The following is a 20,656-nucleotide window of genomic DNA, read 5'->3' as shown; positions in this document are numbered from 1 at the left end:
TGTGAGGGGCCTACCATGACGACTTCCAGGAGCCCCCATGCCACGCAAGAAGACCACCCCCGCCGCGAAGCCGGACGCCATTCTTCCCGACGAGCTGCTTGAGAAGCTGATCCCCGGACCGATGGACGCCGCCGGCGTCGAGGCCGTGTTCCAGAAGCTGAAGAAGGCCGTGATCGAGCGCGCCTTGGGGGCTGAGCTGGGCGTGCACTTGGCCAGCCCCGAGGGCGGCTGCGGGAACCATCGCAACGGCCGCAGCGGCAAGACCGTGCTGACCGACGGCGGGCCGCTGCGGATCGAGGTGCCCCGCGACCGGGCCGGCAGCTTCGAACCGCAGCTGATCCCGAAGCATGAGCGCCGGTTTGCCGGCTTTGACGACCGGATCATCTCGATGTATGCCCGCGGCATGTCGGTGCGCGAGATTCAGGGCCATCTGGCCGAGATGTACGCCATCGAGGTGTCAGCGGAGTTCATCAGCGCCGTCACCGACGCGGTGATGGCCGAGGTGGGGGCCTGGCAGGCCCGGCCGCTGGAGCCGATGTACCCGGTGGTGTTCTTCGATGCCCTGCGGGTGAAGATCCGCGAGGACGGCGTGGTGCGCAACAAGGCGGTGTATCTGGCCTTGGGCGTGCTGCCGGACGGGACCCGCGACATTCTGGGGCTTTGGATCGAGAACACCGAAGGCGCGAAGTTCTGGATGAAGGTGTTCAACGATCTCAAGACCCGCGGGGTCACGGACCTGCTGATCGGCGTGGCCGACGGCCTGAAGGGCCTGCCGGAGGCACTGGAGGCGGTGTTTCCGGCCACGACCCTGCAGACCTGCATCGTGCACCTGATCCGCAACAGCCTCGACTATGCGAGCTGGAAGGACCGTAAGGCGCTGGCCGCGGCGATCAAGCCGATCTACACCGCACCGAGCGCGGAGGCCGCCGAGCGCGCGCTGGACGCGTTCGAGGCAGGGCCGTGGGGCCAGCGCTTCCCGACCGTGGTCGCGGCCTGGCGGCGGGCGTGGAGCCGGGTGATCCCGTTCTTCGCGTTCCCGCCCGAAGTGCGGCGGATCATCTACACCACCAACGCCATCGAGAGCGTGCATTCGCGGTTACGCAAGATCATCAAGAGCCGCGGGCACTTCCCAAGCGACGAGGCGGCCACCAAGCTGATCTGGCTGGCCTTGCGCAACATCACCGCGGACTGGAAGCGGGCGAGCAAGGAGTGGAAATCGGCGATGAACCAGTTCGCGATACTATACGGCGACCGCTTCACCCTCGCACCACGCTGAACGACACGAGGACAGATTCAGAAACCGCCCCACACACAAAAAACAGGACATCCCCGTGCTGTCCATGATCAGCCTGGACTATGACGACACCCTAATGGCTGCAGCAGGCTATCAGGCCGAAGCCATTCTGGAAGAGGTCATGACCCGGTACAAGGGCAACTACATTCTGGCGGTGGAGGGCAACCCGCCGCTCAATGAAGGCGGCATGTTCTGCATCCAGTCGGGCAAGCCGTTCATCGAGAAACTTAAGCACGTCGCCAAAGACGCCAAGGCCATCATCGCCTGGGGTTCGTGTGCATCCTGGGGCTGCGTACAAGCCGCCAAGCCCAACCCGACCCAAGCCACGCCGATTCACAAAGTCATCACCGACAAACCCATCATCAAGGTGCCGGGATGTCCACCCATTCCCGAGGTGATGACAGGCGTGATCACCTACATGCTGACGTTTGACCGCGTCCCCGAACTGGATCGCCAGGGCCGGCCCAAGATGTTCTACAGCCAACGCATCCACGACAAGTGTTACCGCCGACCGCACTTCGACGCCGGTCAGTTCGTCGAGGCCTGGGACGACGAGTCCGCGCGCAAGGGGTACTGCCTGTACAAGGTCGGCTGCAAGGGGCCGACGACCTACAACGCTTGCTCCACGGTGCAGTGGAACGAGGGCACCAGCTTCCCGATCAAGGCCGGGCACGGGTGCATCGGCTGCTCGGAGGACGGTTTTTGGGACAAGGGATCGTTTTACGACCGCCTGACCAACATCCATGCCTTTGGCATCGAGGCCAATGCCGATCAGATCGGCGGCACGGCCGCAGCGGTCGTAGGCGCAGCAGTGGCCGCCCATGCTGCCATCTCGGTGGCCAAACGGGCGCGCGACACGTCCAAAGAAAAATTCCAGCACAACGCGTGACGCACAGAGGACCACATCATGGGTGCATACGAAACTCAGGGCTTCAAGCTCGACGACGCCGGTCGGCGCATCGTCGTCGATCCCGTGACCCGTATCGAGGGACATTTGCGGTGCGAGGTCAATGTCGACGCCAACAATGTGATCCGCAACGCCGTCTCGACCGGCACGATGTGGCGCGGGTTGGAGGTCATCCTCAAAGGGCGAGATCCGCGCGACGCGTGGGCCTTTGTTGAGCGCATTTGCGGGGTGTGCACGGGGTGTCACGCACTGGCTTCGGTGCGGGCCGTGGAGGATGCGTTGGGCATACGCATCCCGCTCAACGCCCATCTGATCCGCGACATGATGGCCAAGACGTTGCAGGTGCACGACCACGCCGTGCATTTCTATCACCTGCACGCACTGGACTGGGTCGATGTGGTGTCAGCTCTGAAAGCGGACCCGAAGAAGACCAGCGAATTGCAGCAGCTGGTCTCGCCGTCACATCCCTTGTCGAGCCCGGGCTATTTTCGCGACGTGCAGAATCGGCTCAAGAAATTCGTCGAGTCTGGGCAGTTGGGGCCATTTGCCAATGGGTATTGGGGGTCCAAGGCCTATGTGCTGCCGCCGGAAGCCAATTTGATGGCAGTGACCCACTACCTGGAAGCGCTGGATCTGCAGAAGGAGTGGGTCAAGGTTCATACCATTTTTGGCGGAAAAAACCCCCATCCCAATTATTTGGTGGGTGGCGTTCCTTGCGCTATCAACATTGATGGCAATCTCGCATCCGGTGCGCCCATCAACATGGAGCGTCTCAACTTCGTCGAGGCTCGCATCAAGGAGATGATCGAATTCAACAATAACGTTTACATCCCCGATGTGCTGGCCATCGGCACCCTGTACAAGCAGGCCGGCTGGCTCTATGGCGGTGGTCTGGCCGCGACCAACGTCGCCGACTACGGCACCTACGAAAAGGTGCCTTACGATTCGAGCACACAACAGTTGCCTGGAGGGGTGATTCTGGGTGGCAATTGGGACGAGATCCATGAGATCGAACCGCGTGATCCCGAGCAGGTGCAGGAGTTCGTTGCCCACAGCTGGTACAAGTACGCCGATGAGACCAAGGGATTGCATCCCTGGGACGGTGTGACAGAGGCTGACTTCAAACCCGAGGGGCCCAACTTCAAGGGGTCGCGAACGAAGATCGAGAGGGTCGACGAGTCGGCGAAATACTCTTGGATCAAGGCCCCACGCTGGCGTGGCCATGCGGTGGAGGTGGGGCCGCTGTCGCGCTACATTCTGGCTTATGCCCACGCCCGGCGGGGGAACAAATATTGCCAGCGCGTCAAAGAGCAGCTGGAATACTCCGCGGAGATGGTCAACAGCGCGTTGCCCAAGGCGTTGGGTCTGCCAACTACGCAATACACCCTGAAGCAGTTGTTGCCCACCACCATCGGCCGTACATTGGCTCGCGCACTGGAGAGTCAATACAGCGCTGAAATGATGATGGACGATTTCAAGCAGCTGGTCGCCAACATCAAGGCCGGAGATACGAGCACCGCCAACGTCGAGAAATGGGACCCAGCCACGTGGCCGAAAGAGGCCAAAGGCGTGGGCACCGTGGCCGCGCCGCGTGGCATGTTGGGCCACTGGATCAAGATCAAAGACGGCAAGATCGAGAACTACCAATGCGTGGTACCGACCACGTGGAACGGCTCACCGCGAGACGTCAAGGGTCAGATCGGGGCCTTCGAGGCCTCTTTGCTCAACACACCGATGGTCAATCCGGAACAACCTCTCGAGATTTTGCGTACGCTGCATAGTTTCGATCCTTGCTTGGCCTGCTCTACCCATGTGATGAGCCCCGACGGTCAGGAGATGGCCAGGATCACCGTCCGCTGAACGTCCCCGCAGAAGGAGAAACCCATGCAAGCCACAAGCATCCGCCAAATCTCCGCCGCCGTGCTGCTGGTCAGTCTGGCCGGTGTTGCGCAGGCTCACACCGGCCACGGCACCCACAGCCTGATGGAGGGTCTGCTGCACCCGTTCGGGCTGGATCACCTGCTGGCCATGGTGGCCGTGGGCGTCTGGTCGGTGTCCGCCTTGCCGCAGGGCAAAGCCTGGCAGGGGCCGGCCACCTTCCTGCTCGCGCTGGTCATCAGCGCCGCCCTGGGCGCGGCCGGTGTCACCGTGCCGTACCTGGAGCACGCCATCTCCCTGAGCGTGGTGCTGTTCGGCCTGATGCTGGTCGTTGCCCAGCGCGCGATGCCGGTGGCGCTGGGCCTGGGGCTGATCGCCGCCGCCTCGTCGCTGCACGGTCTGGCCCACGGTGCCGAAACGCCCGAAACCGGCTTCGCGGGTTACGCCGCCGGCTTCATGCTGACCACCGCGGTGCTGCACATCAGCGGCGTCGGTGTCGGCCTGGCCATCCAGCGCTGGCTGGCCGAGCGCCGTGGCGCCGTGCTGGGCGGGCTGGGTGCTGCCGTCGGCGCCGCAGGGCTCTACCTGTTCGGCCAGTTGGCCGCCTGATGCTTCCCCTCCCCCTCGCACAGGAAGGAGTGCTCCATGTCTACCTTGCCTGCCGACCAACGGACCCGGCAACGCCTGGCCGATGTCACTGGGACCGACACCGAAGCCGTCTCGCATGGCCAGATCACCAAGTCGGTGTATGTGTATGAAGCGCCAGTGCGCATCTGGCATTGGGTCAATGCCTTCGCCATCACCGTGTTGTGCATCACGGGCTACTTCATTGGTGTGCCGCTGCCGACCATGCCGGGTGAAGCCAGCGACCACTATGTGATGGGGTATGTCCGGTTTGCCCACTTTGCGGCCGGCTACATCATGGCCGTGGGGCTGTTGGGCCGGGCCTACTGGGCGCTGGTTGGCAACCACCATGCGCGCGAGCTGTTTTGGGTGCCGTTGTTTCAGAAGGCCTATTGGACCGAGGTGTTCAGGATGCTGCTGTGGTACCTGTTCATCATTCCCAGGCCCAACCAGTACGTTGGCCACAACCCACTGGCGCGGCTGGCCATGTTCAGCGGCTACCTGATGCTGTCGATTTTCATGATCGTCACCGGCTTTGCGCTCTACAGCGAAGGCGCGGGTGCTGGCTCGTGGCAGGACTGGCTGTTCGGGTGGGTGATTCCGCTGTTTGGTCAAAGCCAGGATGTGCACACGTGGCACCGGATGGGGATGTGGGCGATGGTCATCTTCGTGATGTTGCATGTGTACGCGGCGATTCGCGAGGACATCATGGGGCGTCAGTCGATCGTCTCGACGATGATCTCGGGCCACCGCACGTTCAAGGACTGATGCCCCATGGCATCCGTCTGCAGCTAGCGCCGGTTTGCACCGCTTGCCATCGATTTCTGATGGGTAACGATCGCCATGGACTTCGCGACGCCCGCATCGACTTGCCACCCCGGGTCGGACAGCCCGCAACACCGTATCGTCGTGCTGGGGATCGGAAACCTGCTGTGGGCCGACGAAGGTTTCGGGGTGCGGTGTGTCGAGGCGCTGCATCAACGCTACACCTTTGCCGACCACGTCCATGTGATCGATGGTGGCACGCAGGGGTTGTACCTGTTGCCGTATGTCCAGGAAGCCGATCGGCTGTTGATCTTCGACGCCATCGACTACGGGCTCGCGCCGGGCACGCTGCGGCTGGTGCGTGACGACGATGTTCCGCGCTTCATGGGGGCCAAGAAGATGAGCCTGCACCAGACGGGTTTTCAAGAGGTTCTGTCGCTGGCACAGCTCACGGGGAAATATCCCTCGCAGGTTCTGCTCATTGGCTGTCAGCCGCAAGAGCTCGAAGACTATGGCGGGAGTCTGCGGCCGGTCGTGCGGGCGGCGGTGGAGCAAGCGCTCGCGTTGGCGCTCGTCGAGCTGCAGCGCTGGGGAGCTGACCCGGCGCCCCGCCCCTTGCGGCCGGTACCGGCCGAGTCCGTCACGTGCGCAGAGCTGGCTCTGGCCACCTATGAGGCGCAGCGTCCCGGGCCCGACGCCGCGTGCCGCACTGGCGACGAGCGCTTTTTCGCGCCTGCGGGAGGGTGATGCATGTGTATCGGCGTACCCATGCAAGTCCTTCAGGTCGACGGCGCGTTTGCGTTGTGCCACGGCCGTGGCGAGCGGCGGCGTATTCGCACCGTGCTGGTCGATGAGGTGTCGGCGGGCGATTGGCTCCTGGTATTTCTGGATGATGCGCGAGAGCGCATCGACGCCCAGCGTGCCGCCGAAGTAAACGCGGCGCTGGATCTGCTGGAGGCCGCCATGCAGGGGCATCGTCGACCCCACCAGCATGCCGACTTCGTGCTTCCGTCGCAGATGAGTGCCGAAGAGATGCGCGCCTTGACGGGCGCCCCCTATCGTCCGGAGAACCGATGATGAACGAAACACAGTTACATGCCCCGCTGATCGAGCGGTTGGTGCAGGTCCACGGAGCAACTTGGGTCGATGAACACAGCGTTGGCGACTGGGTGGCCGGAGAGGGTGACCGGGTCCTACTGCTGGCAGGGGACCCGGTGCGTTTTCCGGAGGGCGTCGATGTGGCCGTCGTGCTACCCGAGCTCATGAAGGCGTTCCCGGGTCGTTTCGTGATCGCGGTCGTGCCACAGGCACGGGAAGAAGCCGTGGCGCGTCGGTATGGCACGCAGCGCTGGCCCACGCTGTTGTTTTTTCGCGAGGGTCAGTATGTGACGGCCATCGCCGGCATGCAGGACTGGGACGTGTATTTGGCCCAGGTGGCGGCTGCGCTGGCCATGCCTCCTTCTCGCCCGCCGAGCATCGGCATCCCCGTGGTCTCCCTCTCCGGGGCTCACTGTCATTGAAGGAGTGTCCATGGTAGCGTTTCCCATTCCCGTCGTCGCGGAGGGTGCGGGCGTGTCGGCCGAGGACGAGGCGCTCGACTATCTGCCGATGCCCAAGGGCATGCACACCTACGCCCCTCCCGTGCTGCCCCAGCCGCAAGAGCTGCTGGGCCTGGATCGGGCATGCCTGACCTTGCAGCAGGTATTGGGGCTGCTGCAGCGGGTTGCCGATACCGGTACCGCGGAACGGTTGCGGCTGGAGGGGCTCTCCGAGCGGGAGGTGGCCGTCCTCAATCAGGTGTTGGGTGAAGGTGAAACGAGCGTTGTGGTTCCGCTCGAGCCGGGGCGACTGGAGGTGCACGTCCAGGAAGCCATCTTTACCGGTGTCTGGCGGCTCATGACCTGGCGCACCGGCGAGTGTGGCACGGTCGAGCTGGTGGACGATGCGATCGAAGTCGGTCCAGTGCCCTCGTTGTTCGGCGCGGTGGCGGCGCAAGATGTCTGGGAGCGCTTCCCCGTTTGGGAGGGTGAGTTGCCACCCAACGTGCAAAACGCCCCGCTGTTGCTCACCGAAATTCGTGACCGGGTGGCGCGCTGGCAACCGGGGCAAGCGGCGCATGTGGTCAACCTGTCGCTGCTGCCCGTCTCGGCCGAAGACATTGCCTTTTTGGACCACCACTTGGGGACTGGCCGCATCCGTTTGTTGGCGCGCGGCTATGGCAACTGCCGCATCTCCAACACGCGGTTGCCGAACTGCTGGCGTGTCGTCTACTACAACTCGATGGACAAGGTCATTTTGAACACCGTCGAGGTGGTCGACATGCCGGCGGTGGCGCTGGCAGCGCCGGAGGATCTTCGGGATTCCCATGCGCGCCTCGCTGATGTCTTGTCGTATCTGGAGTCGGCATGAACCACAGTCCACTGGCACCCGGCGATGACTCGAGGGTCGTCGCAATGACGGCGGGAGATGCGCCGTCCGCCCCCATTGGTCAGGATGCCAGCGGTGGTCACGGCTTCGAGGGTAGCTACCTGGGGAAGCGGGAGCAGCTGCGGCCCTGGTCGCGGCTGGAGTGCAAAATCTGCTGGTGGGTCTACGACCCCAACGAGGGCGATCCGCAATGGCAGATCCCGTCCGGAACCCCGTTTGCTGAGTTGCCGTCGCACTGGCGTTGCCCGCAGTGCGACGGGGATGCGCGACAGTTTCTGCTCTTGCCCGATGAACGCGATGGCAACTGACGCCCACCCCTTCGGGCCGACGGCGGCCCTGCGGATATCGGCAACCGCGCGTGTTGGCGGCCCCGCCGGGCTGGCAAGCCGCGTCGAACAATTGGAGGCGTTTTACCGCTGGGTACACACCGAGCGCATGCAGGGGCTCCCGATCCTCAATCCTGCCCTTCAGGTGGAGGCGGTGGGTTTTCGGCTGCTCGATGGCGATGGCATGGTCGCGGGAGGGGTGCTCATCACACCGTGGTTCATGAGTCTGGTGTGTCTGCCCTTGACATGGCAGGATGGCGGGCAGCGCATCGGTTGCAAGCGTGAGCGTGCGTTTGGTAACCAATGCTTCGAGTTCATCGGTGCGCACGACCCCGCGATCGGTTGGCACGAGGCATGCGCGTTGTTTTCACCCATGGGGGGATTCGATCGGCACGAACTGGCGCGCGAGACGGCGTGCGCGGTGTTGGCATCGCTGTTTGCCGAGGGCCAGAAGACCTCTGTGGCACCGGGTGATAGGGCGTCGCGCCGGGCGTTTTTGCTGGGGCGGCGCGCGGGTGCGTCGTCATGACTGCCATCGCCGGCAGCCTGGAGATGCGCCCGGGCGTTGCCGCCCCCCACAACGTGCGCAGCACGAGGCGGAATTGGGTGTCACCGCTGGTGCAGGGGCGGCCCATCGACCAAGTGCCGGGGCTGGTGGCCACTGTGCTGAGTCTGTGCGGGGCCGCGCATCGCTGCGCCAGCACGCTCGCCATCGAGGCGGCGGCGGCGATGCCCGGTTCGGCCAAGGGCACCATCGATACCATGCTGCATCGCGAGACGGTACGGGAGCATCTGTATCGGATTGCACTCGATTGGCCGCGATTGCTGGCCGGGGGCGACGGCGGTGCACTGGCAACGGCCGCACTGGCTTCGATGCAGCGCTGCCCGTTGGCTGGCGCGCGAGCATCGCCGGCGCAGCTCTGGCCAGCCCTGAGTCATTGGTTGCGGGACGAGTGGTTGCATACCGATCCCGCGCGCTGGTTGCAGGCATGGCTGGCCGAGGGTATCGATTGGTTCCACGCGTGGAGTCGGCGGCATACCGGGTGGCTGGGCGCGTTGCTGCGCACGGCCCGACAGGCGGACGTGGCGTGGCCGCGGGGAGTCGTCCTGCGCCCTTTGTTCGCGCACGGCAGCGAGGTCGAGCTGCGCCGGCTGGCGGCAGACATCGCGTCACGGCCGGGGTTCGACCGTCTGCCGCAGTGGCGGGATGCGCCCGCGAGCACGGGTTCGTGGGCGCGTTTGCGGCAGCCAGCCGAACCCGTGCCTCGGAGTGTTGGGGAATTGCTGGGTTATCGGCTTGCCGAGTTGGTGCGCCTGTGTTTGCCGGATGCTGAGGGTGAGTCAGGCGCGCAGTGGCTGGGTTGGGGGGTGGTTGCCGTGGGAGAGCGCCAATGCTTGGCCTGGGTGGAAATGGCGCGAGGGCTGCTGATCCACCTCGTGCGCCTCGGGCAGCCCCAGTCGGGAGCGGTGGCAACGGTGCTGGACTACCACGTCGTGGCGCCGACCGAGTGGAATTTTCATCCGGCGGGGTTGGCCGCGCAGGTGCTCGCCACGCTGTCGATCGACGATCCCGAAGTACGCGCTCGGGTGAATCTTCTCACCGCCGCGCTGGATCCTTGTGTGCCGGTTGAGATCTGCGCGCCGAACGAGGATACTGCAGGATACCAAGAGAGCAGTCATGCATGAAGCAAGTTTGGCCGGTGGCGTGTTGCAGCTGGTGGAAGAGGTGGCGCAGCGCGAGGGTTTCCGACGGGTGCTCGAGCTGCGGCTGGAAGCCGGGCAGCTCTCGGGCGTCGATGTGCGGGCGCTGCGCTTTGCGCTCGAGAGCCTGGCGCCAGGCACCCTGCTCGAGGGCGCACAGATCCACATCGACGAGCCCGCGGGGCAGGCGTGGTGTTTGTCCTGCAGCCAAAGCGTGCCGTTGGCCCAGCGGGGCGAGGCTTGCCCCGTCTGTGGGGGTTACCAGCTGCAGCCAACGGGGGGGATGGAGTTGCGCGTCGTCGACTTGCGGGTCAGCGACGCGGATGCGTGATTCGACCAAAGGAGTGAACGATGTGTGTCGTGTGTGGTTGCAGTGAGGGCGGCGCGGGGCACGCCCATCATGCGATGCTGGGCCAACAGGCGGACGCTGCTGCTGCCGAGACGGCGCGCGATACCCTGCACTTTGGCACGGGGGTGGCCCGGGTGTCGGTGCCTGGCTTGAGTCAAGAGCGTGCCATTAGGCTCGAGCGCGATATCCTGGGTGCCAACGATCGGGTGGCGCAGCAAAACCGGGCCCACTTCCGGGCACACGGTGTGTCGGCGCTCAACCTGGTGTCCAGTCCGGGTTCGGGCAAGACCACCCTGCTGTGCGCCACCATCGAAGCGCTGCGGCAGCAGGGGCCGCAGTGGGAGGTGGCCGTCATCGAGGGCGACCAGCAGACCAGTTTCGATGCCGAGCGCATCCGAGCCACCGGCGTACCTGCGATTCAGGTCAACACCGGCAAGGGCTGTCACCTCGACGCGCCGATGGTGGCGGAGGCGTTTGCGCGTCTGCACGCGCACTTCCATCACCACGGGGACGGGCACGAGCATGGGCACGCAGCGGTGCGTCGTCTGTTGTTCATCGAAAACGTGGGCAATTTGGTGTGCCCCGCGATGTGGGATCTGGGCGAGACGGCCAAGGTCGCGGTCCTGTCAGTGACCGAGGGGGATGACAAGCCCCTGAAGTATCCCGACATGTTTGCCGCCGCGCGGCTGATGATCATCAACAAAGTCGACTTGTTGCCACATGTTCGGTTCGATGTCAATCGTTGCATCGAGATGGCGCGTCGCGTCAACCCCACCATCGAGGTCATCGCCTTGTCGGCCACCTCTGGCGAGGGGATGCCGGTGTGGCAGGATTGGCTGGCCCGGGTGGTTGACAGCGAGCACCGTCAGGCGTCAGAGGCCGACGCGGAGGCTTTGCGCGCGCGGATTTCGCGGCTCGAGGCCGAACTGGCGCAGGCCAGGGCCGCGCTGGCGGAGCGTTGAGCCATGGGGGCTTCGGTCTTGGCGGTCGGCGCCTGGCTCAAAAACCGGGCTTGCCGGATGGGCGACGACGGCGTCGAATGGTCCGAGCTGCACGGAGACCTGAGCGATCCGCAGGCCTGTGCGGCGCTGGAATCGTCGGTGCAGGCGCTGATTCGCTCGGCGTCGAGCCGGGGTCGACCGGTGCGGGCCATCGCGCACGATTGGCATCCGGATTTTTTCAGTACTTGGCTGGCGCTGCGGATGGCTGACACGTTGGGGGTGGCTGCTGTGGGGGTCCAGCACCACCATGCGCACTTGGCGGCTGTCATGGCCGAGCACGGGATCGAGGCGCCCGCGCTGGGGCTCGCGCTCGACGGCGTAGGTCTCGGTACGGATGGCGCGGCCTGGGGGGGGGAGCTGCTCTGGACCGACGGGGCGACCTTCGAGCGCCTGGGCCACCTGCAGCCGCTGGCGCTGCCGGGGGGTGATCGCGCGGCGCGCGAGCCCTGGCGCATGGCCGCCAGCGTCTTGCACGCGCTAGGGCGTGGCGATGAAATCGTGCCGCGCTTCGTTCACGGCGTCGGCGCCGGGGTGGCCGCGGGTGTGCAGCAGCTGCTGCAGCGGGGGCTGAACTGTCCCACCACCAGCAGCGCCGGGCGCTGGTTCGACGCTGCCGCGGCAGCGCTGGGGCTGTGCCTGCGACAAACCGACGAGGCCCAGGCGGCGGTGGCACTGGAGCGTGTGGCGGCCGCAGCGCTGGCGCAATGGCCCCAGGCAGTGCCTTTGCCGGGGGCGGTCGTTCACCCGGACGGGTGTGTCGACCTGCGCACGGTCGTCGCCCCATTATTCGACATCCGCGATCCGCGGGACGTCGGTGTGGCCGCGGCGGGCTTTCATCTGGCGCTGGCCGATGCGCTGTGCGACGCGCTGCTGGCGGCGGCGCGGGTGCGCGGCGTGCGCCATGCGCTGCTCGGGGGCGGCTGCTTTTTCAACCGAATCCTGCGCGAGCGCTGCGTGCAGCGGCTGCAAGCGGCAGGGATGGACGTATTTCTGCCGGGCGCCATGGGGTGCGGGGATGCCGGTTTGGCCATCGGCCAGGCGTGGGTGGCCGCGCACCGGCTTGCCCTGCCCCGCCCTCGCAATGTGACCAAGGAGTTCATCGCATGTGTCTAGCCATACCCGCGCGCGTGGTCGAAAAACTCGACGGCGAACAGGCCGCGGTCGACCTGGGCGGCATACGCAAGACCATCTCGACGGCGCTGGTGCCCGAGGCGCAGGTCGGCGACTATGTCATCGTGCACGTCGGCTATGCGTTGGGTCTGCTCGACCCAGAGGAGGCTCGCCAGACGCTGGCGATGTTTGCCCAGTGGCAGGCCATGGGCGATGCGCAGGGGGCGCCATGAAGTACGTGGATGAATTCCGTGACGGCCAGCTCGCGCGGCGCATCGCCGCCGCGATCCACGATGAGGTCGGCGAGCGGCACTACCATTTCATGGAGTTTTGCGGCGGACACACCCATGCGATCAGCCGCTACGGGGTGCAGGACCTGCTGCCGCCCAACGTGCACATGGTGCACGGGCCCGGTTGTCCGGTGTGTGTGCTGCCGATCGGCCGCATCGACCAAGCCATCCGGCTGGCGCTGGAGCGCGGTGCGATCGTCTGCGCGTATGGCGACACCCTGCGCGTGCCGGCCAGTGACGGGCTGTCGCTCGCCAAGGCCAAGGCGCGCGGTGGTGACATCCGCATGGTGTATTCGGCCGCCGATGCGCTGGCCGTGGCGCGCGCGCACCCCGAGCGCGAAGTGGTTTTTTTCGCCATCGGTTTCGAGACCACCACCCCGCCGACGGCGTTGGTGATCCTGGAGGCACAGCGCGAGGGTCTGCCAAACTTCAGCGTGCTGTGTTGTCATGTGCTCACGCCAGCGGCCATCACGCACATCCTGCAGTCGCCCGAGGTACGCGAATTCGGCACCGTCCCGCTCGACGGCTTCATCGGACCCGCGCACGTGAGCATCGTCATCGGCACCGAGCCGTATGAGCATTTCAGCGAGGAATACCGCAAGCCTGTCGTGATCGCCGGATTCGAGCCACTGGACGTGATGCAGGCCATCCTGATGTTGGTGCGGCAGGTCAATGAGGGTCGCGCGCAGGTGGAAAACGAGTTCACGCGCGCCGTCACGCGCGAGGGCAACCAGCGTGCACAGGGGATCGTGTCGCAGGTGTTCGAGCTGCGAGCGCAGTTCGAGTGGCGCGGTCTGGGCACGGTGCCCTACAGCGCGCTGCAGATTCGCGAGCGCTTTGCGGCCTTCGACGCGGAGCGGCGGTTCGGCTTGACATACCGACCCGTGCCCGACAACAAGGCGTGCGAATGCGGAGCCATTCTGCGCGGGGTCAAGCGGCCGACGGATTGCAAAATCTTTGGCACCGTTTGCACACCGGAACACCCGGTCGGCTCGTGCATGGTGTCGAGCGAGGGCGCGTGCGCGGCGCACTACACGTATGGGCGCTTCCGGGACATCCCGATCGTGCATGCCGGCGCTGGTGTCGAGGAGAACGTTTCGTGACGGCGAATCTCCCCCTTTCCACAGCACCCGTGGCGCTCGATGCGCCGGCGGCCGACCCGACCCGAGCGTACAGCCGACCGCTGTCGATCCGCCACGGACGCATCGACGCCGCCCACGGCGCTGGCGGCAAGGCGGCCATGCAGTTGATCGAAGAGCTGTTTCTGGCCGCTTTCGACAACGAAGCGCTGCGCCAGGGCGACGATGGCGCGGTGTTGGCGTTGCCCGCTTTCGACCCCACACAGGGGCGGCTGGTCATGGCCACCGACGGGCACGTGATTTCGCCGCTGTTCTTCCCCGGTGGCGACATTGGCAGCCTGGCGGTGAACGGCACCCTCAACGACGTGGCCATGATGGGCGCGCAGCCGCTGTACCTGAGCGCGAGCTTCATTCTGGAGGAGGGCTTGGCGCTGGCGGACCTGCAACGCATCGTGTACAGCATGGGGGCGGCGGCGCGCGCGGCAGGGGTGCCCATCGTCACGGGCGACACCAAGGTGGTCGAGCGCGGCAAGGGTGACGGCGTCTTTATCAGCACCACGGGCGTGGGGGTGCTTGCCCCCGGCGTACACATCAGCGGGCGCAACGCGCGTGCGGGCGACGCGATCCTGCTGTCGGGCAGCATCGGTGACCATGGCGTAGCCGTACTGTCGCAGCGTGCCGGCCTGCAGTTCGAGACCACCATCGAGAGCGACAGCGCTGCCCTGCACACGTTGGTGGCGGCGATGCTGGCGGCGGCGCCAGGGGGTGTGCACGTGTTGCGGGATCCGACTCGTGGGGGCTTGGCCACCACGCTCAACGAGATCGCGCGCCAGTCCGGTGTGGGCATGGTGCTCCAAGAGGCCGCGATCCCGGTCAAGCCGCAGGTCGAAGCCGCCTGCGAGCTGCTCGGGCTGGATCCGCTGTACGTTGCCAACGAGGGCAAGCTCGTGGCCCTGGTGGCGCCGGAGGTGGCCGAGCGTGTGCTGCAAGCCATGCGTGCGCATCCGCTCGGACGCGACGCCGCCTGCATCGGCCAGGTGATCGCCGATCCCCACCACTTCGTGCAGATGGCTACCCGCTTCGGCGGCCGCCGTGTGGTCGATTGGCTCAGCGGTGAGCCGTTGCCGCGTATTTGTTGAAGGGCAAAGCAACGGTTGGTTCGTCATGGCGCTGCGTATTTTGTTGCTGTGCCACGGCTTCAACAGCCTGAGCCAGCGGCTGTATGCCGAGCTGCGCGCGCGCGGCCATACCGTGAGCGTCGAGCTCGATATCGCCGACCGAGTGACCGAAGAGGCGGTGTCCCTGTTTGCGCCCGACCTGGTGCTGGCGCCGTTTTTGAAGCGGCGTATTCCCGATACCGTCTGGCAACGCGTGCCGTGTTTCGTGGTCCATCCGGGGCCACCCGGAGACCGCGGGCCGAGCGCATTGGACTGGGCGGTGCGGGAACGGCTCTCCCACTGGGGGGTCACCGTGTTACAGGCGAACGGAGAATTCGATGCAGGCCCGGTGTGGGCCCATGCCGATTTCGCCACGCGAGCGGCCACCAAGAGCAGCCTCTACCGGCGCGAAGTGACCGAGGCGGCGCTGCAGGCGACGTTGGCTATGTTGGCCCGATTCGAGTCTGGCGTGCGCACGCCGCCCGCAGGGCCGTCCCCCACGATGCGTTGGCAGCCAGCGATGCGGCAAGCCGACCGTGCCACCGACTGGGAGTGCGACGACACCGCGACCGTGATGGCCCGCTTGCGCTGCGCTGACGGGCAGCCCGGGGTTCTCGACGCCCTCTGGGGGCAACCTTGCTATCTGTATGACGCGCACGAGGCCAGTGCCGCCACCATGGCGGCGTTTACCAATCATCGGCCCGGGCGCGTGTTGGCAGTGCGCGACGGCGCGCTGTTGCGGCGCACGGTGGATGGCGGTGTCTGGATTGGGCACGTGCGTTTGGCCGATCCCCCCGGCACCGCGGCGGGACTCGGGCATGTCAAGCAGGTGGCGGCGGACGTATTTGCCGAGCAGGTGCATGCCCTTGCGCACTCCCCCGCGCCGCTGACGCGACCCGACGACGAGTGGGGTGAATTGCGCTACCGGGAACATGGCCCCGAGGACGCCCGAGTGGGTTGCCTGTCGTTCGACTTCTACAATGGAGCAATGACCACCGTGCGCTGCGAGCGCTTGCTCCGGGCGTTGCAATGGGTGCGCCAACGGCCGCTGCGGGTGCTGCTGTTGTTGGGCGGTGAAGATTTTTTCAGCAACGGCATCGATCTCAACGCCATCGAGGCGGCGGCGCAGTGTCCCGGAGACAGTGCGGCCGATGCGTCATGGCGCAACATCCAGGCCATCGATGACGTGGCGCTGGCCATTTTGCAGATGACCGACCGCGTCACGGTCAGCGTGATGCGTGGCAATGCAGGGGCGGGAGGTGTCTTTTTGGCGCTGGCGGCCGATCTCGTGTGGGCCCACGAGGCCGTGGTGCTCAACCCACACTACAAGAACATGGGCAATCTGTATGGATCGGAGTATTGGACCTACGCGCTACCGCGTCGCTTGGGGGATGATGGCGCGCGTGCCCTCATGGCGACTCGGCTGCCGATGCGGGCCCGTGATGCCTGGCAGATGGGGTTGATCGATGCCTGCGTTGAGGGGCCGCGGCATGTGCTGGAATCCGAGGTGTTGGCACGAGCGTTGGCGCTGGCGGCCGCCGCGGATCACGTCGAGCGCATAGCGGCGAAACAACGGCAGCGGCAGGCCGACGAGGCGATTCGACCGCTATCGTGGTACCGTGAACAAGAGCTGCAGCGCATGCATCGCAACTTTTATGGATTCGATCCCAGCTACCACGTGGCCAGGCACCATTTCGTGCACAAGTTACCTCCCGCATGGACGCCGCGCCATCTGGCCATACACCGCTGACCGATCGTCATGTCTCGTCCCCTAGCGCAGCCTGCGATGCCTACGGTTTTGATCGTGGATGACGAGCAGCGTTCGCAGGAAGCGCTGCGTCGCACGCTTGAGGATGACTTCACCGTCATCACCGCCAGCAGTGCGGACGATGCCCGCTGCCTCTTGGAAGAGCACCCAGTCCACGTCATTCTGTGTGATCAGCGCATGCCGGGACAGACCGGTGTGCAGTTTCTGCGCGAGGTACGCGAGCGCTGGCCCGACGTCGTGCGCATCATCATTTCGGGATATGCCGACAGCGAGGAAATCATCGCTGGCGTCAACGAGGCGGGCATTCACCGCTACATCCTCAAGCCTTGGTTGCCGGATCATTTGCTGGAGTCGGTGCGCAGTGCGGTCGAGGCACTGGCGCTGCAGCAGCAGACCGCGCGCCTGGACTTGGAGCTGCGCACCAGTACACGTGCGCTGCGGCAGCGCATAGCGACACAGCTGTCGCTGGTGCAGCAGCAGTTTGGTTTCGATCGCCTCGTGCGCATGCCAGGCAGCCCCCTCGATGGCGTGTGCGCCATGGCCGAACGTGTCGCGCGCTACGACATCTCGGTGTTGTTGCAGGGCGAATCCGGGACGGGTAAAGAGTTACTGGCGCGTGCCATCCACTACGCGAGCCCGCGTTGTGCAGGGCCTTTCGTGGTCGAAAACTGTGCCGCCATTCCGGATACCTTGCTCGAGTCGGAACTGTTCGGTCACAAGCGCGGGGCTTTTACGGGGGCCTTCGAGGACCACGTCGGCCTGTTCCAGCGCGCCAACGGTGGCACGATATTTCTCGACGAGATCGGCGAAACGTCGCCGGCTTTTCAGGTCAAGTTGCTGCGCGTCTTGCAGGAAGGGGAGGTGCGCCCGGTGGGCGCGGCACGACCGGTACCGGTCGATGTGCGCATCATTGCGGCCACGCACCGCGACCTGGAGCAAAGGGTGCGCGAGGGATTGTTTCGCGAGGACTTGTATTACCGCATCGCTGCCGTCACGCTTACTTTACCCCCGTTGCGCGAGCGCGTGGGAGACATTCCGGCCATCGCGCGCCAGATCGTGCAGGACGTGGCCGCCGAGTTGGGTCATCCCGGTGTGCAGCTCTCCGACGAGGCGCTGGCGTGTCTGCTTGCTTACCCCTGGCCGGGCAACATCCGCGAGTTGCGCAACGAGTTGGCGCGCGCGATGACGCTGCATGACGGCGCGGTATTGTCCTCGGATGTGTTTTCGCTTCGCGTGCGTCAGGGGCGGGGGAGTGGTGCCGGTGGGCGCGGCTGGATCACCGAGCCCGGCAGTGGTACCCTTAGCGAGCGGCTCGAGGTGGTCGAAGCCGTGATCTTGCGAGACGCTTTGCTGCGGCATCGCTGGAACAAGACCCGTACGGCGGCCGAGCTGGGACTGTCGAGGGTCGGTTTGCGCGCCAAGATGCGCCGCTTTGGGTTGGATCACCCATGAAGGCCGAGCCTGGTGCATCGTGTCTCGGCACGCCGGATGAGCTGAGGAGAGTTGCCCATGAACGTGTTGTGGCTGCAATCTGGCGGCTGTGGGGGATGCAGCATGTCGCTGTTGTGCGCGAATACGGCCGATTTCGATGGACAGTTGCGCGCCGCGGGCATCGATCTGTTGTGGCACCCCTCGCTGTCGTTGGCCAGTGGTGAGGAGGTCCGTGCGCTGCTGCAATCGGTGCTCGACGGTGCGACACCACTCGATGCACTTTGTGTAGAAGGCGCCCTGCTGCGCGGTCCAAACGGCACCGGCCGCTTTCACGTGCTCGCCGGCACCGGGCGACCAATGATCGATTGGGTGCGCGAGCTCGCGACGCGGGCGTCTTATGTATTGGCCATCGGCAGCTGTGCCGCCTGGGGTGGCGTCACCGCTGGTGGGCCCAACCCCACCGACGCCTGTGGCCTGCAGTACGACGACGAGATCCCCGGTGGTTTGCTGGGTGCGGAGTTTCGATCCAGCAGTGGACTGCCGGTGATCAATGTTGCGGGTTGTCCCACGCATCCCGGTTGGGTGATCGACACCTTGATGGCCCTGGCCGCGTCCGAAATCGCGGCGCAAGACCTCGATGCCTACGCGCGCCCGCGGTTTTACGCCGATCATTTGGTGCACCACGGTTGCACACGCAACGAGTACTACGAGTTCAAAGCCAGTGCCGTCAAACCATCGGACCTGGGCTGCCTGATGGAGCACCTTGGCTGCAAGGGTACACAGGTCCACGCCGACTGCAACACCCGGCTCTGGAATGGCGAGGGTAGCTGCACTCGTGCCGGTTACGCCTGCGTGGCTTGCACCGAGCCGGGTTTTCAAGAGCCTGGCCATCCCTTCCATCAAACACCCAAGATCGCCGGCATTCCGGTTGGCCTGCCCACGGACATGCCCAAGGCGTGGTTCGTCGCGCTGGCCTCGCTGTCCAAGAGTGCAACGCCCAAGCGCGTTCGGGTCAACGCCGTGGCCGATCACTTGGTCGAGAAACCTGCCATCCGGCGGACCCGGCTCACATGACATCGCGCCTGTTGGTCGGCCCCTTCAATCGTGTCGAGGGGGATTTGGAGGTGGCGCTGCAAATCAGCGATGGGCGTGTGCAGGACGCACGCGTCAACGCGCCGATGTTCCGAGGGTTCGAGCAGATCCTGCGCGGCAAGGTGCCACAGGACGCCTTGGTATTCGTGCCCCGCATCTGTGGGATCTGCTCGGTATCCCAGTCGGTGGCGGCAGCGCACGCCTTGGCCGAACTGGCCGGCGTGGCGATGCCCCCCAACGGTCGACACACCATCAATCTGATGTTGGCGACCGAAAACCTGGCCGACCACCTCACGCACTTCTACCGGTTTTTCATGCCGGATTTCACGCGCCCCGTGTATGCTGACAGACCCTGGCACGCAGAGGCAGTGCGGCGCTTCGCGCCCGATGGGGGGCAACAGATTCGCGCGGCGACGGCAGCGCGCCAGCGTTGGCTGACTATTTTGGGCACGCTCGGTGGTCGGTGGCCGCATACACACAGTGTTCAGCCTGGTGGATCGACGCGCGCGATCGACAACGCGGAGCGACTCCGCCTGCTGGCCACGGTACGCGAATTTCGTTTTTTCGTGGAGCGGGAGTGGATTGGCGACTCACTGGACGCCTTCATCCACCTGGACAGCGAAGCCGCGCTTTGGTCTTGGCATGCGCGGGCGCCCCTCGGGGGGGATCTGCGGTTTTTTCTGACACTGGCGAGCGAGTTGGGTTTGCAGAACCTGGGGCCGGGCCCCGGTCGTTACCTAAGTTTCGGCGCCTACCCGCAGCCCGATGGTTCGTTCGCGTTACCTCGCGGTGTATGGCGCCAAGCGCAACACCGGCTCGACACCGTCGATGTCGGCTCGATTTCGGAGGACGCCACCTGTGCCTGGCTCGAGCATGGGAATGGCGCCCTGCATCCGTGGCAGGGTCGTACCGAGCCGGACGCGGACAAAGCCGGCGCGTATACCTGGAACAAGGCCCCTCGGCTGGCTGGAGAGGTGGTGGAGACCGGTGCCATTGCCCGGCAGGTCGTCGACGGTCACCCGTTGCTGCGTGATGCACTGGCTCGCCACGGCGGCACGGTATTCACCCGGGTCTTGGCGCGCGTGCTGGAGCTGGCGCGGGTGATTGGGTGGATGGAGGCTTGGTTGCACGCGTTGCGCCCGGGGCAGCCGTATTGCGTGCCAGCCAATCTGCCCGCGGAGGGTCGCGCGGCCGGATTGTCCGAAGCCGCGCGCGGCGCTTTGGGTCACTGGCTCGTGGTGCGTGACGGCAGGATTGCCAACTATCAGATCGTCGCACCGACGAGCTGGAATTTTTCGCCTCGCGACGCGCAGGGAACGCCTGGCGCGCTCGAGCAGGCGCTGGTCGGGGCACCCGTCGTGCCGGGCGAGACGACGCCGGTGGCGGTTCAGCACATCGTGCGCTCGTTCGATCCCTGCATGGTCTGTACCGTCCATTAGAAGACGAGAGAGGGTCGA

Annotated in this window: 21 protein-coding genes and 1 pseudogene; all 22 read left to right on the top strand. The window is 65.4% G+C overall.

What is annotated here, in order from left to right:
- The first annotated feature begins 37 nt into the window (after window positions 1-37).
- Window positions 38-1,276 (top strand): IS256 family transposase, encoded by a 1,239-nt coding sequence (locus tag ACPP3B_RS05225; RefSeq protein WP_132963481.1) that lies wholly within the window; start codon window positions 38-40, stop codon window positions 1,274-1,276.
- A gap of 40 nt (window positions 1,277-1,316) precedes the next feature.
- Window positions 1,317-2,183: pseudogene (locus ACPP3B_RS05220) on the top strand (hydrogenase small subunit); the annotation flags it as partial.
- Between the two features lie 18 nt (window positions 2,184-2,201).
- Window positions 2,202-4,061, top strand: a complete 1,860-nt coding sequence (locus tag ACPP3B_RS05215; RefSeq protein WP_424859928.1) for a nickel-dependent hydrogenase large subunit — start codon at window positions 2,202-2,204, stop codon at window positions 4,059-4,061.
- A 24-nt stretch (window positions 4,062-4,085) separates the two neighbouring features.
- Window positions 4,086-4,688, top strand: coding sequence for a HupE/UreJ family protein (locus tag ACPP3B_RS05210; RefSeq protein ID WP_299021409.1), 603 nt, complete (start codon window positions 4,086-4,088; stop codon window positions 4,686-4,688).
- A 36-nt stretch (window positions 4,689-4,724) separates the two neighbouring features.
- A complete protein-coding gene (cybH, locus tag ACPP3B_RS05205; protein ID WP_299021407.1) occupies window positions 4,725-5,471 on the top strand; it encodes a Ni/Fe-hydrogenase, b-type cytochrome subunit in 747 nt (248 codons plus the stop codon).
- A 75-nt stretch (window positions 5,472-5,546) separates the two neighbouring features.
- Window positions 5,547-6,215 (top strand): HyaD/HybD family hydrogenase maturation endopeptidase, encoded by a 669-nt coding sequence (locus ACPP3B_RS05200; protein WP_299021405.1) that lies wholly within the window; start codon window positions 5,547-5,549, stop codon window positions 6,213-6,215.
- 3 nt (window positions 6,216-6,218) lie between these two features.
- Entirely contained in the window at window positions 6,219-6,545 is a 327-nt protein-coding gene (locus tag ACPP3B_RS05195) for a HypC/HybG/HupF family hydrogenase formation chaperone (RefSeq protein WP_299021403.1), read from the top strand.
- The gene (locus ACPP3B_RS05190) at window positions 6,542-6,988 is read left to right on the top strand and encodes a hydrogenase (protein WP_424859927.1); all 447 of its coding nucleotides are present in this window, start codon (window positions 6,542-6,544) and stop codon (window positions 6,986-6,988) included. The genes ACPP3B_RS05195 and ACPP3B_RS05190 overlap by 4 nt, the downstream gene beginning before the upstream one ends.
- Window positions 6,989-6,998: 10 nt before the next feature.
- Window positions 6,999-7,877 (top strand): hydrogenase expression/formation protein, encoded by an 879-nt coding sequence (locus ACPP3B_RS05185; RefSeq protein WP_424859926.1) that lies wholly within the window; start codon window positions 6,999-7,001, stop codon window positions 7,875-7,877.
- Between the two features lie 44 nt (window positions 7,878-7,921).
- A complete protein-coding gene (locus ACPP3B_RS05180; protein ID WP_299021414.1) occupies window positions 7,922-8,203 on the top strand; it encodes a rubredoxin in 282 nt (93 codons plus the stop codon).
- Window positions 8,193-8,750: a [NiFe]-hydrogenase assembly chaperone HybE gene (hybE, locus tag ACPP3B_RS05175; RefSeq protein ID WP_299021397.1), complete on the top strand. Its 558-nt coding sequence runs from the start codon at window positions 8,193-8,195 to the stop codon at window positions 8,748-8,750. Before ACPP3B_RS05180 ends, hybE begins: the two co-directional genes overlap by 11 nt.
- The gene (locus ACPP3B_RS05170) at window positions 8,747-9,907 is read left to right on the top strand and encodes a hypothetical protein (RefSeq protein ID WP_299021394.1); all 1,161 of its coding nucleotides are present in this window, start codon (window positions 8,747-8,749) and stop codon (window positions 9,905-9,907) included. Before hybE ends, ACPP3B_RS05170 begins: the two co-directional genes overlap by 4 nt.
- Complete coding sequence (locus tag ACPP3B_RS05165) at window positions 9,900-10,253, top strand: hydrogenase maturation nickel metallochaperone HypA (protein ID WP_299021391.1); 354 nt, start codon at window positions 9,900-9,902, stop codon at window positions 10,251-10,253. Before ACPP3B_RS05170 ends, ACPP3B_RS05165 begins: the two co-directional genes overlap by 8 nt.
- A 20-nt stretch (window positions 10,254-10,273) precedes the next feature.
- The gene (hypB, locus tag ACPP3B_RS05160) at window positions 10,274-11,233 is read left to right on the top strand and encodes a hydrogenase nickel incorporation protein HypB (protein WP_424859925.1); all 960 of its coding nucleotides are present in this window, start codon (window positions 10,274-10,276) and stop codon (window positions 11,231-11,233) included.
- Between the two features lie 3 nt (window positions 11,234-11,236).
- Window positions 11,237-12,385: a carbamoyltransferase HypF gene (locus ACPP3B_RS05155; protein ID WP_424859924.1), complete on the top strand. Its 1,149-nt coding sequence runs from the start codon at window positions 11,237-11,239 to the stop codon at window positions 12,383-12,385.
- Window positions 12,376-12,615: a HypC/HybG/HupF family hydrogenase formation chaperone gene (locus ACPP3B_RS05150; RefSeq protein WP_299022925.1), complete on the top strand. Its 240-nt coding sequence runs from the start codon at window positions 12,376-12,378 to the stop codon at window positions 12,613-12,615. The genes ACPP3B_RS05155 and ACPP3B_RS05150 overlap by 10 nt, the downstream gene beginning before the upstream one ends.
- Window positions 12,612-13,775, top strand: coding sequence for a hydrogenase formation protein HypD (gene hypD / locus ACPP3B_RS05145; RefSeq protein WP_299022922.1), 1,164 nt, complete (start codon window positions 12,612-12,614; stop codon window positions 13,773-13,775). Before ACPP3B_RS05150 ends, hypD begins: the two co-directional genes overlap by 4 nt.
- An 80-nt stretch (window positions 13,776-13,855) precedes the next feature.
- The gene (gene hypE / locus ACPP3B_RS05140; RefSeq protein ID WP_424860145.1) at window positions 13,856-14,890 is read left to right on the top strand and encodes a hydrogenase expression/formation protein HypE; all 1,035 of its coding nucleotides are present in this window, start codon (window positions 13,856-13,858) and stop codon (window positions 14,888-14,890) included.
- A 25-nt stretch (window positions 14,891-14,915) separates the two neighbouring features.
- The gene (locus ACPP3B_RS05135; RefSeq protein WP_299022919.1) at window positions 14,916-16,658 is read left to right on the top strand and encodes an enoyl-CoA hydratase-related protein; all 1,743 of its coding nucleotides are present in this window, start codon (window positions 14,916-14,918) and stop codon (window positions 16,656-16,658) included.
- A gap of 36 nt (window positions 16,659-16,694) precedes the next feature.
- A complete protein-coding gene (locus tag ACPP3B_RS05130) occupies window positions 16,695-18,128 on the top strand; it encodes a sigma-54-dependent transcriptional regulator (protein ID WP_424859923.1) in 1,434 nt (477 codons plus the stop codon).
- Window positions 18,129-18,185: 57 nt separating this feature from the next.
- The gene (locus ACPP3B_RS05125) at window positions 18,186-19,181 is read left to right on the top strand and encodes a HupU protein (protein ID WP_299022906.1); all 996 of its coding nucleotides are present in this window, start codon (window positions 18,186-18,188) and stop codon (window positions 19,179-19,181) included.
- Window positions 19,178-20,638, top strand: coding sequence for a nickel-dependent hydrogenase large subunit (locus ACPP3B_RS05120; protein ID WP_299022904.1), 1,461 nt, complete (start codon window positions 19,178-19,180; stop codon window positions 20,636-20,638). The genes ACPP3B_RS05125 and ACPP3B_RS05120 overlap by 4 nt, the downstream gene beginning before the upstream one ends.
- Window positions 20,639-20,656 lie beyond the last annotated feature (18 nt).

It is taken from the genome of Tepidimonas sp. HKU77, assembly GCF_049728535.1.
Lineage (GTDB): Bacteria > Pseudomonadota > Gammaproteobacteria > Burkholderiales > Burkholderiaceae_C > Tepidimonas.
Note: the sequence above shows the minus strand (reverse complement) of the source record. Positions and strands in the feature narration are given on the sequence as shown.